Annotated in this window: 13 protein-coding genes; 9 read left to right on the forward strand and 4 right to left on the reverse strand. The window is 73.9% G+C overall.

What is annotated here, in order from left to right:
* Positions 1–2 precede the first annotated feature (2 nt).
* From PO879_RS02780 to PO879_RS02805, 6 genes are read left to right on the forward strand one after another with little or no spacing between them, the layout of a single operon-like run.
* Positions 3–2,084: a biotin carboxylase N-terminal domain-containing protein gene (locus PO879_RS02780; protein ID WP_347568612.1), complete on the forward strand. Its 2,082-nt coding sequence runs from the start codon at positions 3–5 to the stop codon at positions 2,082–2,084.
* Positions 2,081–3,262 (forward strand): acyl-CoA dehydrogenase family protein, encoded by a 1,182-nt coding sequence (locus PO879_RS02785; RefSeq protein WP_278236418.1) that lies wholly within the window; start codon positions 2,081–2,083, stop codon positions 3,260–3,262. The genes PO879_RS02780 and PO879_RS02785 overlap by 4 nt, the downstream gene beginning before the upstream one ends.
* Before the next feature lie 10 nt (positions 3,263–3,272).
* Positions 3,273–3,770, forward strand: a complete 498-nt coding sequence (locus tag PO879_RS02790; RefSeq protein WP_278236419.1) for a MaoC family dehydratase — start codon at positions 3,273–3,275, stop codon at positions 3,768–3,770.
* Complete coding sequence (locus tag PO879_RS02795; protein WP_278236420.1) at positions 3,767–4,633, forward strand: aldolase/citrate lyase family protein; 867 nt, start codon at positions 3,767–3,769, stop codon at positions 4,631–4,633. The genes PO879_RS02790 and PO879_RS02795 overlap by 4 nt, the downstream gene beginning before the upstream one ends.
* 53 nt (positions 4,634–4,686) lie before the next feature.
* A complete protein-coding gene (locus PO879_RS02800) occupies positions 4,687–5,286 on the forward strand; it encodes a thymidine kinase (protein WP_278236421.1) in 600 nt (199 codons plus the stop codon).
* A 13-nt stretch (positions 5,287–5,299) separates the two neighbouring features.
* Positions 5,300–6,019: a ThuA domain-containing protein gene (locus PO879_RS02805; RefSeq protein WP_278236422.1), complete on the forward strand. Its 720-nt coding sequence runs from the start codon at positions 5,300–5,302 to the stop codon at positions 6,017–6,019.
* Positions 6,020–6,048: 29 nt separating this feature from the next.
* Here the strand turns inward: PO879_RS02805 and PO879_RS02810 are convergent, their stop codons facing one another.
* Positions 6,049–6,540 carry a tRNA (cytidine(34)-2'-O)-methyltransferase gene (locus PO879_RS02810; protein ID WP_278236423.1) on the reverse strand — a complete coding sequence of 164 codons (492 nt, stop codon included), beginning with the start codon at positions 6,538–6,540 and terminating at the stop codon, positions 6,049–6,051.
* Between the two features lie 137 nt (positions 6,541–6,677).
* Here PO879_RS02810 and PO879_RS02815 point away from each other — a divergent pair, with 137 nt between their 5' ends.
* Together PO879_RS02815 and PO879_RS02820 are read left to right on the forward strand one after the other, a co-directional pair.
* Complete coding sequence (locus PO879_RS02815) at positions 6,678–7,787, forward strand: alcohol dehydrogenase family protein (RefSeq protein ID WP_278236424.1); 1,110 nt, start codon at positions 6,678–6,680, stop codon at positions 7,785–7,787.
* The gene (locus PO879_RS02820) at positions 7,777–8,835 is read left to right on the forward strand and encodes a proline racemase family protein (protein ID WP_278236425.1); all 1,059 of its coding nucleotides are present in this window, start codon (positions 7,777–7,779) and stop codon (positions 8,833–8,835) included. Before PO879_RS02815 ends, PO879_RS02820 begins: the two co-directional genes overlap by 11 nt.
* 10 nt (positions 8,836–8,845) lie before the next feature.
* Here the strand turns inward: PO879_RS02820 and PO879_RS02825 are convergent, their stop codons facing one another.
* Positions 8,846–10,108 carry a cation:proton antiporter gene (locus PO879_RS02825; RefSeq protein ID WP_278236426.1) on the reverse strand — a complete coding sequence of 421 codons (1,263 nt, stop codon included), beginning with the start codon at positions 10,106–10,108 and terminating at the stop codon, positions 8,846–8,848.
* 136 nt (positions 10,109–10,244) lie between these two features.
* On the reverse strand, positions 10,245–12,161 hold the full coding sequence (locus tag PO879_RS02830) for a phosphoenolpyruvate carboxykinase (GTP) (RefSeq protein ID WP_278236427.1): 1,917 nt from the start codon (positions 12,159–12,161) through the stop codon (positions 10,245–10,247).
* A 128-nt stretch (positions 12,162–12,289) separates the two neighbouring features.
* Between PO879_RS02830 and PO879_RS02835 the strand changes: the two genes are divergently transcribed.
* A complete protein-coding gene (locus PO879_RS02835; RefSeq protein ID WP_278236428.1) occupies positions 12,290–13,771 on the forward strand; it encodes a helix-turn-helix transcriptional regulator in 1,482 nt (493 codons plus the stop codon).
* On the opposite strand, the gene PO879_RS02840 is transcribed toward PO879_RS02835, so the two are convergent.
* On the reverse strand, positions 13,768–15,093 hold the full coding sequence (locus tag PO879_RS02840; protein WP_278237440.1) for a hemolysin family protein: 1,326 nt from the start codon (positions 15,091–15,093) through the stop codon (positions 13,768–13,770). The genes PO879_RS02835 and PO879_RS02840 overlap by 4 nt on opposite strands.
* Between the last annotated feature and the right edge of the window lie 108 nt (positions 15,094–15,201).

Raw genomic sequence — 15,201 nt, forward strand, 5'->3', positions numbered from 1 at the left:
CCGTGCGCACCGAGATGTTCTCCACCGTCCTGGTCGCCAACCGCGGCGAGATCGCCTGCCGCGTCATGACCACCCTGCGCCGCCTCGGTATCCGCTCCGTGGCCGTGCACACCGGCGCCGACGCCGACGCGCGCCACGTGCGCGAGGCCGACGTCGCGGTGTCGCTCGGCGAAGGACCCGCCGGCTATCTGGACCCGGACGCCGTCGTGGCGGCCGCCGTCGCGTCCGGCGCCGAGGCGGTCCATCCCGGGTACGGCTTCCTGTCGGAGAACCCGGCGCTGGCCCGGGCCTGCGAAGCCGCCGGGATCGTGTTCGTCGGTCCGCCCGTCGCGGCGATCGAGACGATGGCCGACAAGGTCGCCGCCAAGCGCCTCGTCGCCCAGCACGAGGTCCCGGTGCTGCCCGGGACGCTGGACGCCTTGCTGCCCGACGACGCCCTCGTCGCCGCGGCCGACGACGTCGGCTTCCCGCTGCTGGTCAAGCCCGTCGCGGGCGGGGGCGGCAAGGGCATGGTCGTCGTGCGGTCCGCGGGCGAGCTCCCGGACGCGCTGGCCTCGGCCCGTCGCGTGGCGACCTCCGCGTTCGGCGACGACGGCCTGCTGCTGGAGCGGCTCGTGGACACCCCGCGGCACGTCGAGGTCCAGGTGCTCGCCGACTCCGCGGGGACCGTCGTCCACCTCGGCGAGCGCGAGTGCACCCTGCAGCGCCGGCACCAGAAGATCGTCGAGGAGGCCCCCTCCCCGGCGCTGGACGACGTCGCCCGCGACCGGATGGGGCGGGCCGCCTGCGAGGTCGCCCGCTCGGTCGGGTACGTCGGCGTCGGCACGGTGGAGTTCCTCGTGCCGGCCGGTGCGCCCGAGGCGTTCTCGTTCATCGAGATGAACACCCGCCTGCAGGTCGAGCACCCGGTCACCGAGATGGTCACCGGCCACGACCTGGTCGAGGCCCAGCTCCGGGTCGCCGCGGGGGAGAAGCTGTGGTTCGCCCAGGACGACGTGCACCTGACCGGGCACGCGATCGAGGCGCGGATCTACGCCGAGTCCCCGGCGCGGGACTTCCTGCCCTCGGTCGGGGACGTCCTCGTCCTCGACGACGCCGGGGTGGCGGCCGGGCCGTCCGCGATGCCGCTGCGGCTGGACGCCGGCGTCGCCGCGGGGGACGCCGTCTCCGGCCACTTCGACCCGATGATCGCCAAGGCGGTCGCGCACGGGGCCGACCGCGACGAGGCCCTGGCCCGCCTGGACGGTCTGCTGTCACGCCTCACCGTGCTCGGCGTCGAGACCAACACCGGGTTCCTGCGGGACCTGCTCGCCGACCCCGACGTGCGGGCCGGCCGCCTGGACACGGGGCTGGTGGACCGCCTCACCGCGCGTCCGGCCGGGACCGACGACGCGGGCGGGACCGTCGGAGCAGGTGGGGCGGGCCAGGTGGCCGCGGCGCTGCTCGCCGGACTGCCGGCACCGTCCGACGGTGGCGTGCCCGACCCGTGGGCCGCCGACGGCTGGCGTCTCAACGCCGGGGCCGCACCGCGCCGGATCGGCCTGCGGGGCCCGGACGGCACGGTGGCCGACCTCGAGCTCGCCGGTGCGCGGGACGGCGCCACCCTCGTGCCCGACGACGGTGACCCCGTCGACGCCGCGCTCCGGCCCGCCGGCGGTCCGGCGCACCGGTGGCTGCTCACCACGGCCGGGCGGACCCGGCCGGTCTCGGCGCTGCGGGTCATCGCCGGCGACACCGACACCGTGTGGGTGGCCGTCGACGGCCGCACCTCCGCGTGGACGGTGCTCGACCGTGCCGCCCGGGCGAGCCTGCGCCGCGCCGAGCGGGTCGCCGGCGCCGCACCGGACGGCGGTACCGCCGTCGGCCCCCTCGAGCTCCGGGCGAAGATGCCCGGCACGGTCACCGCGACCCACCCCGCAGGACCCGTCGACGCCGGCGCCGCCGTCGTCGTCGTCGAAGCCATGAAGATGGAACACCCCCTCACCGCACCGGCCGCAGGGACCCTGCGCGTCCTGGTGCGCCCCGGCGACCAGGTCCGCCTCGACCAGGTGGTCGCCGTCGTCGAGCGCGAAGGAGCGTCATGATCGCCGATACCTCGTCCACCGCCCTGACCGACCGTCAGCGCAAGCTCAGCCAGACCGTCCGCGAGTTCGCCGACGAGGTCGTCGCGCCGGCGGCGTACCAGTACGACACCGAGCGGCGCCTGCCGATCGAGATCATCCACCAGATGGGCGAGCTCGGGTTGTTCGGGCTGCCGTTCCCCACCGAGGTCGGCGGGCAGGGCGAGGACTACGTCTCGCTGTGCCTCGCGGTCGAGGCGCTCGCCCGCGTCGACCAGTCCATCGCCGTCACGCTCGAGGCCGGCGTCGGGCTCGGCATCATGCCGATCTACCGGCACGGCACCGACGCCCAGCGCGAGCAGTGGCTGCCCGACCTCGTCTCGGGCCGCGCGCTGGGCGCGTTCGGGCTCACCGAGGCCGGTGCCGGGTCCGACGCCGGAGCCACCCGCACCACTGCCCGCCTCGAGTCCGGAGCGGCAGGCGACGAGTGGGTCATCGACGGGTCCAAGCAGTTCATCACCAACTCCGGGACCCCGATCACCAGCGTCGTGACCATCACCGCCGTCACCGACCGGCGCGACGACGGGACGCCCGAGCTGTCCACCATCCTCGTCCCGGCCGGCACCCCGGGCCTGACGGTCGGGGAGAGCTACGACAAGGTCGGCTGGCACACCTCGGACACCCACCCCCTGACCCTCGAGGGCGTGCGGGTGCCGGCGTCGAACCTGCTCGGCGAGCGCGGGCGCGGGTACGCGAACTTCCTGCGGGCGCTCGACGAGGGGCGCATCGCCTTCGCGGCGCTGGCCACCGGTGCCGCCCAGGGCTGCCTCGAGGAGGCCGTGCGGTACGCGACGGAGCGCGAGGTGTTCGGCCACGCCATCGGGCAGAACCAGCACATCGCGTTCACCATCGCGCGCATGCAGGCCCGCGTGCACGCCGCCCGGCTGTGCTGGCTCGACGCCGCCCAGAAGCTCATCCACGGCAAGCCCTTCAAGGCCGAGGCGTCCGTCGCCAAGCTGACCTCCGGCGAGGCGGCGATGGCCAACGCCCGCGACGCCTCGCAGATCTTCGGCGGCTACGGGTTCCTCAACGAGAACCCCGTGGCCCGGCACTACCGCGACGCCAAGGTGCTCGAGGTCGGCGAGGGCACCACCGAGGTGCAGCTCATGATCATCGCCCGCGACCTCGGGCTCACCGCCTGAAGGAGACGCCATGCGTGAGGAGACCCAGCGCGGGTACTACTACGACGAGCTGGAGCCGGACGTGCGCTACGTGCACCGGCCCGGGCGCACGATGACCGAGGCCGACGACGTGCTGTTCACCTCGGTGACGATGAATCCGCAGGCCCTGCACCTCGACGCGGCGTGGGCGGCGACCCAGCCGTTCGGGCGGCCCCTGGTCAACTCGATGCTCACCCTCGCCACGCTCGTCGGGCTGTCGGTGGCGCACCTGACCCGGGGCACCATCGTGGCCAACCTCGGGTTCACCGACGTCCGGTTCCCGGCCCCGATGTTCCACGGGGACACCCTGTACGGCGAGACCGTCGTGACGGGTCGGCGCCTCTCGGCGTCGCGCCCGGGCCAGGGCATCGTCACCCTGGAGCACACCGGACGGAACCAGGACGGGGACGTGGTCGCGACCGCGACCCGGTCGGTGCTGATGTGGACCCGCGCCGCCCACGAGGCCGACACCGCCGGGGAGACCCCATGAGCCCGCGACCGTTCACCCTCGGCCCGGCGCTGCTGTTCTGCCCCGCCGACCGTGCCGACCGGTACGCCAAGGCCGCCGAGCGGGCCGACGCCGTCATCCTCGACCTGGAGGACGGCGTCGACCCGGCGGCCCGCGCCGACGCGCGCCGGGCCGTGCGCGAGCATCCCCTCGACCCGGCACGCACGATCGTGCGGGTCAACCCCGTCGGGACCGCGGACCACCAGCGCGACCTCGACGCGCTGGCCGACACCCCCTACCGGGTGCTCATGCTGCCCAAGGCGGACGGCCGGTACGTCGGACCCCTGCTGCGGCCCGACGGCGGCCCGTACGCCATCGTCGCGCTGTGCGAGACGGCGGCCGGCGTGGTGGCGGCCCCGGCGCTCGCCGCGCGGCCGGACGTGGTGGCACTGGCCTGGGGTGCCGAGGACCTCGTGGCCTCGCTCGGCGGGACCTCGAGCCGACGGGCCGACGGCGGCTACCGGGACGTGGCCCGGCACGCCCGGTCGGCGGTGCTGCTGGCCGCCGCGGCGGCGGGCAAGGCCGCGATCGACGCCGTGCACCTCGACCTGGAGGACCTCGACGGGGTGCGGGCGGAGGCCGAGGACGCGGTCGCCGTGGGCTTCGCGGCGACGCTGTGCGTGCACCCCTCGCACGCCGCCGCGGTGCGCGAGGCCTACGTGCCGTCGCCGGACCAGGTGGCCCACGCGCGGGCCGTGCTCGCGGCGGCGGCCGGCTCGCCGGGGGCGTCGTCGTCGGGCAGCGGTGCGAGCCGTGTGGACGGCCAGATGGTCGACGCGCCGCTGCTGCGGCACGCCGAGTCGGTGCTCGCCCGGGCCGAGGGGGTCACGAGCGGCGGGCGTTAGGGTGCTGTCCGGCGGGACCCGGCCCGCCACCGACGAGCGGGGGAGGTGCACCGGTGGAGCTGTCGCTGGTGCTCGGCCCGATGAAGTCCGGCAAGTCGCTCGACCTCATCGCGCAGATGGCGCCGCTGGCCTACTCGCGGCTCAGCTGCGCGGTGGTGCAGTCGTCCCGCCACGTGCGCGACGACAAGATCGTCTCGCGCACGGGCGCGTCGGTGCCGACGATCAAGCTGGAGACCCTCGAACCGCTGCTGCACACGACCGAGGACGTCGTGGCCATCGACGAGGTCCACATGTTCACCCCGGCCGACGTGCGGGTCGTCGAGGAGCTCGTGCTGCGCGGCACCCGGGTGCTGGCCTGCGGCATCGACCTGGACCACCGCGGCGAGCTGTTCGCCACCATCCGCGCCCTGCTGGAGCTCGGGCCGACCGACGTGCGCTACCGGCGGGCGGTGTGCGACCGCTGCCAGGACCTGCACGCCGCGTTCACCCAGGTGCTGCGCGACGGCGTGCCGTTCCTGGAGCCGCTCGGCGCGTCCGAGCCGCTGCCCGACGACGGCACCTTCACCTACGAGGCGCTGTGCCGACGCTGCTTCGTGCTGCCGGAGACGGCGATCGTCACCGGTTCCACCGTGCCGCGTCCGGCCCGTCCGTGACACGATCGGAGACGTGACGACGACGCGCGACGACCGCTCCCACCGGATCCTCGTCCTGGCCGGCCGCGGCCGCTACGAGGACCCGTGGCACGACCACGCCGCCACGAGCCACCGCCTGGCCGAGGTGCTGGGGGACCTCACCGTGCATGGCCGCTCGACCTCCGTGGTCGTGCGGTCCACCTTCCCGGACGCGCTCGACGACCTGGACGCGGTCGACCTGCTGGTCGTCAACTCCGGGACGTCCTGGCCGGGGTTCCTCGAGGCCGGTATCGGGCCCGACGACGAGGCGTGGCGGCCCTTCCACTCCGCGCTGTCCCGCTGGGCCCGGGACGGCGGCCGCGTGCTGGCCGTGCACCAAGCGGCGAACACGTTCGCGGACTCGGAGGACTGGCGGGACCTGCTGGGCGGCCGCTGGGTCCCGGGGGAGTCGTACCACCCGCCGTTCGGCCCGGCCACGGTGCGGCTCGCCACCGGCGGGCACCCCATCGTCGCCGGGGCGCCCGACACGGTCGAGCTGGAGGACGAGCGCTACTGCGACCTGCGGGTCGCGGAGTCCTCGGAGGTGCTGGGCTGGGTGCCGGACGACGAGGGCGCCTCGCAGCCGGTGCTCTGGGCGACCGAGGAGCACGGCGGCCGGACCGTGTACTGCGGGCTGGGCCACGACGTCCGGGCCTACGACTCGCCGTCGTACCTGCGGCTGCTGGCGCGGGCGGCCACCTGGCTGCTGTCCTGATCGCCGCGTCCCCCGGGGGACGGCCCGGTTCAGGACCCGGCGAAGCCGGTCTGCCGCCATGCCTCGTAGATGGCGATCGAGGCCGAGTTCGTGAGGTTCAGCGAGCGGCGTCCGGGCAGCATCGGGATCTTCAGCTGGTCGGTGACCCGCGGGTGCGCCAGCACCTCCTCCGGGAGACCGGTGGGCTCGGGGCCGAAGAGGAGCACGTCGCCGGGCGCGTAGGTCACGTCCGTGTACGACGTCGTGGCGCGGGTGGAGAAGGCGAAGACGCGGGCGTCGGGGAGGGCGTCGAGGGCGGCGTCCAGGCTGGGGTGCACGTCCATGACGGCCAGGTCGTGGTAGTCGAGGCCGGCCCGCTTGAGCTTCGCCTCGGACAGGTCGAAACCGAGGGGCTCGACCAGGTGCAGCCGCGCGCCGGTCACCGCGGCGAGCCGGATCGCCGAGCCGGTGTTGCCGGGGATGCGCGGCTCGAAGTAGACGATGTGGGCGAACGGCGCGGTGGGCTGGTCTGGGGCGGGCACGACGACGATTCTCCCACCGCGCGTCAGGGTGTCGGGTCGGCAGCTCGTCGCCGGATCGGCAGTCCGGAGTGCCGATCCCGCGACGAACTGCCGACCAGATCGGGCGAGGATCCGGCCTCCGCCCCTAGGCTCAATGGATGGAGCCGATCCCAGCCCAGATGAAGGCGGTCCAGCTCGTGGGTCACGGAGGCCTGGACCAGCTCGTGTTCCGTGACGACGTCCCCACCCCGACGCCCGGGCCCGGCGAGGTCCTCATCGACGTCCACGCGTGCGGGATGAACAACACCGACGTGTGGGTGCGCGAAGGCGCCTACGGCACCGAGACCGACGCCGCTGAGGTCTCCACCTGGCGGCGCGGCCGGTCGACGCTCGAGTTCCCCCGCATCCAGGGCACCGACACCGTCGGGGAGATCGTCGCCGTCGGCGAGGGCGTCCCTGCCGGGCGGGTCGGCGAGCGCGTCATGGTCGACTTCTCGATCTACAACAGGCCGGAGGGCGACGACTCCCTGGCCGACATCGACTACATCGGCCACGGCCGCGACGGCGGGTACGCGGAGTACCAGACGGTGCCGGCCGAGAACGCCTACGAGATCACCAGCGACATCACCGACGCCCAGCTCGCCACCTTCTGCTGCGCCTACCTGACGGCCGAGCAGATGCTCGACCGGGCCCGGCTGGCCGACGGCGAGCGCGTCCTGGTCACCGGGGCCTCCGGCGGCGTGGGGTCGGCGATCGTCCAGCTCGCCCGGGTCCGCGGCGCGATCCCCTACGCGGTCACCAGCGCCGGCAAGGAGGACGCCCTGCGCGAGATCGGCGCCGAGGACGTGATCCTGCGCGACGCCGACGACCTCGTGTCCGAGGTGGCGCGCGTCGTCGACGGCCCTGTGGACGTCGTGGCGGACCTCGTGGCCGGACCGATGTTCAACGACCTGCTGCGCATCCTGCGTCCGGAGGGCCGGTACACCACGGCCGGGGCGATCGGCGGGCCGGTCGTGAACCTGGACCTGCGCACGATGTACCTCAAGCAGCTCGAGCTGCACGGGTCCTCGCAGGGCACCCGCACGGCGTTCCGGCGGCTGGTCCGGTACATCGAGAACGGTGACATCGAGCCGCTGCTGGATCGGACGTTCCCGCTGTCCGACTTCCACGACGCGCAGCGCACGTTCATGAGCAAGACCTACATCGGCAAGCTGGTCGTGGTTCCCGACCGGCACTGGGAGACCGTGGGGGCGTCCTATGCACCGTGAGCGCACGCTGCACCTGATCGACACGCAGTCCGGCGGCGACGTCTCGCGCATCGTGACCGCCGGCGTCGAACCCCTGCCCGGGGCCACCGTGCTCGAGAAGGCCCGCTACCTGCAGCACGAGGGCGACGGCCTGCGGCGGCTGCTGCTGTCCGAGCCGTACGGCGACCCGGCGATGTCGGTGGACCTCATCGTCGAGCCGAGCCACCCCGAGGCCCAGGCCGGGTACATCATCATGGAGGCGATGGGCTACCCGTTGTACTCCGGGTCGAACACGATCTGTACGGCGACGGCGCTGCTGTCCAGCGGCATGATCCCGATGGTCGAGGGGGAGCAGAGCGTCGTGCTCGAGTCCCCGGCCGGCCTGGCCCGCGTCACGGCGCACAACGCGGGCGGCCGGGTCCGGTCCATCACCACCCAGGGCGAGCCCGCCTACGTGGCCGACGAAGGGCTGTCCGTCGAGGTGCCGCACTACGGCCACGTCGAGTTCGACCTCGTGTGGTCCGGGGCCTACTACGCGCTCATCGACGCCGGGCGGTACGGGTTCACCATCGACGCCGAGAGCCAGATCGCGCTCACCGCGTTCGGCGACGCCTTCGTGCGGGCCGCGCGGCCCGGGCTGCGCGAGGAGCACCCCGAGCTGGGCCACGTCGGCCCGCTGCCGTTCGCCCACTTCATGGGCCCGGTCCGGCAGCTCGGCGAGGGGCGCTACGAGTCGCCGTCGGCCACCTACGTGCACCCGGGCGTGCTGTGCCGCAGCCCCACCGGGACAGGGACCTCGGCGCGCCTGGCCCTGATGGCCCGTCGCGGCCAGATCGCCCGCGGGGAGTCCCTCGAGACGATCTCGCCCCGGGGCAACCGGTTCGTCGGCACCGTGCTGGACGAGGCGCGGGTGGGCGAGTACGGGGCGCTGCACTCGACGATCACCGGCGGTGCCCGGCTGCTGGCGCACTCGCAGATCACCGTCGACCTGGACGACCCGCTCGTGGACGCCTCCGACCTGGAGCACGTGCTGGTCGCCCAGGCGCCCGTGCCGCCCGGCGCGTACTGACGCCGTCGGGTCACCGGCGTCCGTGCGGCGGACCGAGCCTGCTCGACCGTGCCCGCACGTGCACGTCGTCCCGCATCCCGTACCGGGCGGCGACCGGCCCCGCCGACCCGCCGTGCAGCAGGACCGACAGCACCACGGTCGTGGCGATCGTCGCGACGGCCGACGTCACCGGCTCGGACTCGCCGAGGCTCTCGACCGCCAGGAGGGCGAACACCACCGAGGCGAGACCACGCGGCCCGAACCAGCCGAGGAACAGCACGTCCCGGCGCGGTAGCCCCGTGCCCACGAGCGCCAGCACGACGGGCAGCATGCGTACCACCGTCAGGCTCAGCAGGGCGTAGCCCACGGTCGCCGGGCTCAGGTGCTCCAGGGCGATCGGCACCAGGGCGGCGCCGAACAGGAACCACACGACCAGGGTCATGAGCTCGCCGCCGAGCTCGGCCAGCTCGGTGAGCTCGTGCTCGTCGCCCTGCTCGCGGTCGACGACCAGACCGAAGACCAGGCCGCCCACGAACGCGGCCACGAACCCGTTGCCGGAGAGGGAGAGCGACACGGAGAAGGCCGCGACCCCGGTGGCCAGCGTCCCGATCGGCAGCGCACCGGGTTCGGCCCACCCGCGCCGGGCCGAGGCCGTGACACCCCATGCTCCGAGCAGGCCGAACCCGCCGCCGACCAGCACGCCGAGGCCGAGCTCCAGCAGGGCGTCGCCGGGTCCGGTGCGCTCGAGCGACCCCACCCCGAGCGTCGTCGCCGCCAGGGCGACGGCGAGCGTCACCACGGGGGTGACGAGGCCGTCGTTGAGCCCGGACTCGACGTTGACGGCGATGCGCAGCCGTCCGGGCACCCGCCGGTCGCCGATCACCTGGGCGCTGAGCGCGGCGTCGGTCGGGGCCAGCGCCGCGGCGACGAGAAGCGCCAGCTCCCACGGCAGGTCGGAGAGGATCAGCACCGCGGCCCCGAGCCCGAGCAGCAGCGTGAGCGGGAAGCCGACGAGGAGCAGACGCAGCGGCAGGGTCGCGTTGCGGCGCAGGTTGCGCAGGTCGATGCGGGCGGCGTCGGTGAACAGCACGAGGGCCAGCGTGATCTCGGCGAGGGTGTGGACCGAGGCCGTCTCGATGTTCACCGGGAACGGGCCCCAGGCGTCGTTGGCGAGCAGGGCCCCCGCGGCGACGAAGACGAGCGGCCCGGTCACCTCCCGGCGCCGCAGAGCGCCGGACAGGAGCGCCCAGGCGAGCACCAGGACGGCGAACGGGGCGAGCACCTCGATTCCCATGGCTCGATCCTGGCAGGAGGGCCGCCGGCCCGCCGTGCGCTGCGCTGCCCCCTCCGATGCGCAACGAGCGTGCTGGCTTCTCCCTCGACCTGGCTGGGTAGGGGAGAAGCCAGCACGCTCGATGGTGACAAAGGGGTCAGCGGAGTCGACTGCGCAGCCGCTCGAGCTGACGCGTCATCTCCTCGGGCAGGTGGTCGCCGAACCGGGCGAAGAACTCCTCGGTGAGGTCGGTCTCGGCCAGCCACGCCTCGGCCGGGACGTCGAAGAGCGCGTCGAGCTCGGCGTCCGTGAGGTCGAGGCCGGTCGTGTCGAGCGCGCCGGGCGCCGGCAGCAGGCCGAGGGGGGAGGTCACCGCGCCGCGGTCGGTGCGGATGCCGCGCGAGCGGTCGATCTGCTCGGCGATCCACTTCACCACGCGGGAGTTCTCCCCGAAGCCCGGCCAGACGAACGCGCCGTCGGCGTCCTTGCGGAACCAGTTGACCTGGAAGATCTTGGGCCGCCGGGCGTCGTCGACGAGACCCGCGACCCGCAGCCAGTGGGCCCAGTGGTCGGCCATGTTGTAGCCGCAGAAGGGCAGCATGGCGAACGGGTCGCGGCGCAGCTCGCCGACGGCGCCCTCGGCGGCCGCGGTCCGTTCGGAGCTGATGGTGGCCCCCATGAAGACGCCGTGCTCCCAGCTGGTCGCCTGGGTCACCAGGGGCACGTTCGACGCCCGGCGGCCGCCGAAGACGATCGCGTCGACGGGGACGCCGGCCGGGTCCTCCCAGCCGTCGGCGATCGTCGGGCACTGCGCGGCCGCGACGGTGAACCGGGAGTTCGGGTGGGCCGCGGGCCGGTCGGAGTCCGGCGTCCAGTCGTCGCCCCGCCAGTCGATCAGGTGCTCCGGCGGCTCGGGCGTCAGCCCCTCCCACCACACGTCGCCGTCGTCGGTCAGGGCCACGTTGGTGAAGATGACGTCGTGCGTCAGCGTCTCGATCGCGGTCGGGTTGGTCTCGGGCCCCGTCCCCGGCGCGACGCCGAAGAAGCCGGCCTCGGGGTTGATGGCCCGCAGGGAGCCGTCGGGACCGGGCCGCATCCACACGATGTCGTCGCCCAGGGTCTCCACCGTCCAGCCGGGGACCGTCGGCTGCAGCATGGCGAGGTTCGTCTTGCCGCAGGCGCTGGGGAAGGCGGCGGCCAGGTGGTACTGCCGCTGCTCGGGGGAGGTGACCCGGATGAGCAGCATGTGCTCGGCCAGCCAGCCCTCGTCGCGCGCCATGGCCGAGGCGATGCGCAGCGCGAAGCACTTCTTGCCGAGCAGCGCGTTGCCGCCGTAGCCGGAGCCGTAGGACCAGATCTCGCGGCTCTCGGGGTAGTGGACGATGTACTTGTCGTCGTTGCACGGCCAGGCGACGTCCTCCTCGCCCTCGGCGAGCGGGGCGCCGACGGAGTGCACGGCCGGGACCCACTGCTGCCCGCCGTCGATCAGGTCGACGACCCGGGGCGAGACGCGGGTCATCACGTGCATGGAGACGACGACGTAGGGCGAGTCGGTGATCTCCACGCCGACCTGGGAGATCGGGCCGCCCACGGGGCCCATGGAGAACGGCACGACGTACATCGTGCGGCCCCGCATCGATCCCTCGAAGACGCCGTCGAGCTCGTCGCGCATGGTCGCCGGGTCGCACCAGTTGTTGGTGGGGCCCGCGTCCTCCTCGTGCTCGGAGCAGATGAAGGTCCGGGACTCGACCCGGGCGACGTCGGACGGGTTCGACCGGGCGAGGTAGGAGTTCGGGCGCTTGTCCTCGGCGAGCTTGACCAGGGTCCCGGCCTCGACCATCTCGTCGATCAGGCGCTGCTTCTCCGCGGCCGACCCGTCGCACCACACGATCCGGTCGGGCTGGGTGAGCTCGGCGATCTCGGCGACCCACGCGCGCACGTCCCGCGGCGACGGGTGGCCTGCCGGTCCGGCGTCGGTCGCGGTGAGGCCGAAGCCGTCGGTGCGGTCGAGGATGTCCGGGGTGAGCTCGGCGAGGGCCAGCCGGGTCCGTCGGGGGTTCGCGGTGAAGGTCATGGCTGCTCCGTCCGTCGGGTGCGCCCGCCGACGCGACGGGCTTCTGCTTCACACTCTGGGCCCCCATCGCCACGCTTTGGGCCCGAATCCGCTGTGAAGATCGGCGTTTCTTGACGTAGCGTGAATCCATGACCGTCGAACCGTCGTCGGAGGCCCCGGACCTCATCACCCTCGGCCGTCGCATCCGGCACGCGCGCACCGCCCGCGGCCTGACCCTCGAGGCCCTGGGCAAGCAGGTGGAGTCCGCCCCGAGCCTGCTGTCGCTGGTGGAGAACGGGCGCCGCGAGCCCCGGCTCTCGCTGCTGCGGTCCCTGGCCGAGGCGCTCGAGGTGCCGCTGGCCGACCTGCTCGCCGACGAGCCGCCGTCGCGCCGGGCCGCCCTGGAGATCGCGCTGGAGCGGGCGCAGCGCGGGCCGCTGTTCGGCGCGCTCGGCCTGCCCGTCGTCAAACCCAGCCAGCGGCTGCCGGTGCCCGTCCTGGAACATCTCGTCGGGCTGCACGAGGAGCTGGCACGCCGCGAGGAGGAGGCGATCGCCACCCCGGAGGAGGCGCGCCGCGCCAACACGGTGCTGCGTCACGAGCGCCAGGAGCGCGACAACCACTTGCCGGAGATCGAGTCCCTGGCCGAGGACATGACCCGGCGTGCCGGGTACACCGGGGGCGCGCTCACGCACCGCACCGTGGCGCAGATGGCAGGCGCTCTCGGGCTGACGATCCTGCACGTGGACGACCTGCCCCGGTCGGCCCGGTCGGTGACCGACTGGAAGAACGGGCGCATCTACCTGCCGCCCGCGTCCATCCCGGGCGGGCACGGGCTGCGGTCGCTGGCGCTGCAGGCGATCGCGCACCGGGTGCTCGGGCACGAGCGACCCCGGTCGTACGGCGACTTCCTGCGCCAGCGCGTCGAGATCACCTACTTCGCCGCGGCGTGCCTCATGCCGCAGACGGCGGCGGTGGCCTTCCTCGAGCAGCGCAAGCGGGCCAAGGACCTCGCCGTCGAGGACTTCCGGGACTCCTTCGGGGTCACCCACGAGGCGGCGGCGATGCGGTTGACCAACCTCGCCACCGTCCATCTCGGCATCCCGCTGCACTTCCTGCGGGTGGGGGACGACGGCGCACTCTTCCGCGGCTACGCGAACGACGGGCTGCCCCTGCCGCAGGACGTCACGGGTGCCATCGAGGGTCAGCTCGTGTGCCGGTGGTGGCCCGGGCGGGAGGCCTTCACCCGGCGCGACCGGGCCACGGAGTCCTACCAGTACACCGACACCCCGGCCGGGACGTTCTGGGACTCGGTGCAGACCGGCACCGCCGCGGACGGGCGGCAGTTCTCCATCACGGTGGGGGTGCCGTACGCGCACGCCAAGTGGTTCCGCGGGAGGGACACCCGGGTGCGGCGGACCTCGACGTGCCCCGACCCGGCGTGCTGCCGCCGCCCGCCGGAGGACCTGAGCGACCGGTGGGAACGGGCCTCCTGGCCGAGCGCCCGCATGCACCAGCAGATCCTCGCCGCGCTGCCCCGCGGGGTGTTCCCCGGCGTCGACGACACCGACGTCTACCGGTTCCTCGAACGGCACGCCCCGGACCCGGAGGACGGCGGCGCGGGAGCCTAGACGTCACCTGCGGCGTCGGGGTCGTCCGTGGTGCCGGGGTCGTCCGCAGGACCAGGACGCTCGACCCGCACCGCCCGGATCCGCTGGCGGTCGACGGCGGTCACCGTCAGCGTGGCCCCGTCGGTCTCGACGACGTCGCCCGGGACCGCGAGACGTCCGAGCGTCGCGAGCACGAACCCGGCGGCGGTCTCGTACGGTCCCTCGGCCAGCACGACACCGGTCTCCCGGGCGAAGTCCTCGAGGGACAGGCCGGCGTCGACCTCGTCGGCACCGAGCTCGGGGCGGCCCGGGTCCGGTTCGGAGCGGATGTCCCGCACGAGCTCCTCGACGAGGTCCTCCAGCGTGACGATCCCGTCCGTCCCGCCGTACTCGTCCCGCACGACGGCGAGGTGCACGCCGTCCTCGCGCATCGTCGTCAGCGAGGGCAGGAGCCGGTTCGTGCCCGGCATCTCCAGGGCGGGCCGGGCGAGGTCGCGCACGGTCCGCCGTCGTCGGCCCGTGGGCGCGCGCAGCTCGCGCACGAGGTCGCGCAGATGGACGAACCCGACCACGTCGTCGACACCCTCGCCGACGACGGGGAACCGCCAGTACGGCTGGTCGTGCACCGCGTCGACCGCCTCGGCGACGTCGAGGGTCGAGACCAGGAACGTCACGTCGGTGCGGGGGCGCATGACCTCGGTGAGCCGGCGCTCGGAGGCGGTGAAGACGTCCGTGACGATGTCGCGCTCCTCGCGCGAGAGTCCCGGGTGCTCGAGCACGATGCGACGCAGCTCCTCGTCCGACATCTGCGGCGCACGCACGCCCGGGTCGCCGCCGAGCAGCCGGACCACGGCGTCGGTGGACCGGGACAGCAGCCAGATGACCGGTCGGATCAGGCGGGAGAAGCGGTCCAGCGGTGGTCCGACGACGAGCGACACCTGGACCGAGCGCTGCAGCGCCAGGCGTTTCGGCACCAGCTCGCCCAGCACGAGCGAGGCGTACGCGACCAGCAGCGTCAGCAGGACCAGGGCGACGGTCGAGGCCGCGCCCGGCGTCAGTCCCAGCGCCTCCAGCGACGGAGCGACGTCGGGCGCCAGGGTCGAGGCCCCGTAGGCCGCGGAGAAGAAGCCGGCCACGGTGACGCCGATCTGCACGGCGGCCAGGAACCGGTTCGGGTCCCGTGCGACCGCGGCCACCCGGCGTCCGCGCGACCCGTGGCGCTCCAGCTCGTCGATCTGCCCCTCGCGCAGCGAGACGAGCGCGAACTCGGTCCCGGCGAACACCCCGCCGAGCAGCACGAAGCCCAGCACCAGGGCGATGTTCCACCAGGTCTCCGCGTCCACGGGCTCCCTCCGGGTCCAGGCCGCCGTCGCGGCGTCGCTGGTCACGAGGTTTCCGCAGGTCGGCGCCGTTCGCGAGCCGCACGGTCCTGGCCGGGTGGGCTCCGCCGG

It is taken from the genome of Isoptericola sp. AK164, assembly GCF_029643425.1.
In the GTDB taxonomy this organism is placed as follows: Bacteria; Actinomycetota; Actinomycetes; order Actinomycetales; family Cellulomonadaceae; genus Isoptericola; species Isoptericola haloaureus.

Bases quoted from the DNA above. Each gene is read 5' to 3' on its own strand.
- PO879_RS02785 (WP_278236418.1), top strand. From the start codon at position 2,081: ATGATCGCCGATACCTCGTCCACCGCCCTGACCGACCGTCAGCGCAAG.
- PO879_RS02790 (WP_278236419.1), top strand. From the start codon at position 3,273: ATGCGTGAGGAGACCCAGCGCGGGTACTACTACGACGAGCTGGAGCCG.
- PO879_RS02795 (WP_278236420.1), top strand. From the start codon at position 3,767: ATGAGCCCGCGACCGTTCACCCTCGGCCCGGCGCTGCTGTTCTGCCCC.
- PO879_RS02815 (WP_278236424.1), top strand. From the start codon at position 6,678: ATGGAGCCGATCCCAGCCCAGATGAAGGCGGTCCAGCTCGTGGGTCAC.
- PO879_RS02820 (WP_278236425.1), top strand. From the start codon at position 7,777: ATGCACCGTGAGCGCACGCTGCACCTGATCGACACGCAGTCCGGCGGC.
- PO879_RS02825 (WP_278236426.1), bottom strand. From the start codon at position 10,108: ATGGGAATCGAGGTGCTCGCCCCGTTCGCCGTCCTGGTGCTCGCCTGG.
- PO879_RS02830 (WP_278236427.1), bottom strand. From the start codon at position 12,161: ATGACCTTCACCGCGAACCCCCGACGGACCCGGCTGGCCCTCGCCGAG.
- PO879_RS02835 (WP_278236428.1), top strand. From the start codon at position 12,290: ATGACCGTCGAACCGTCGTCGGAGGCCCCGGACCTCATCACCCTCGGC.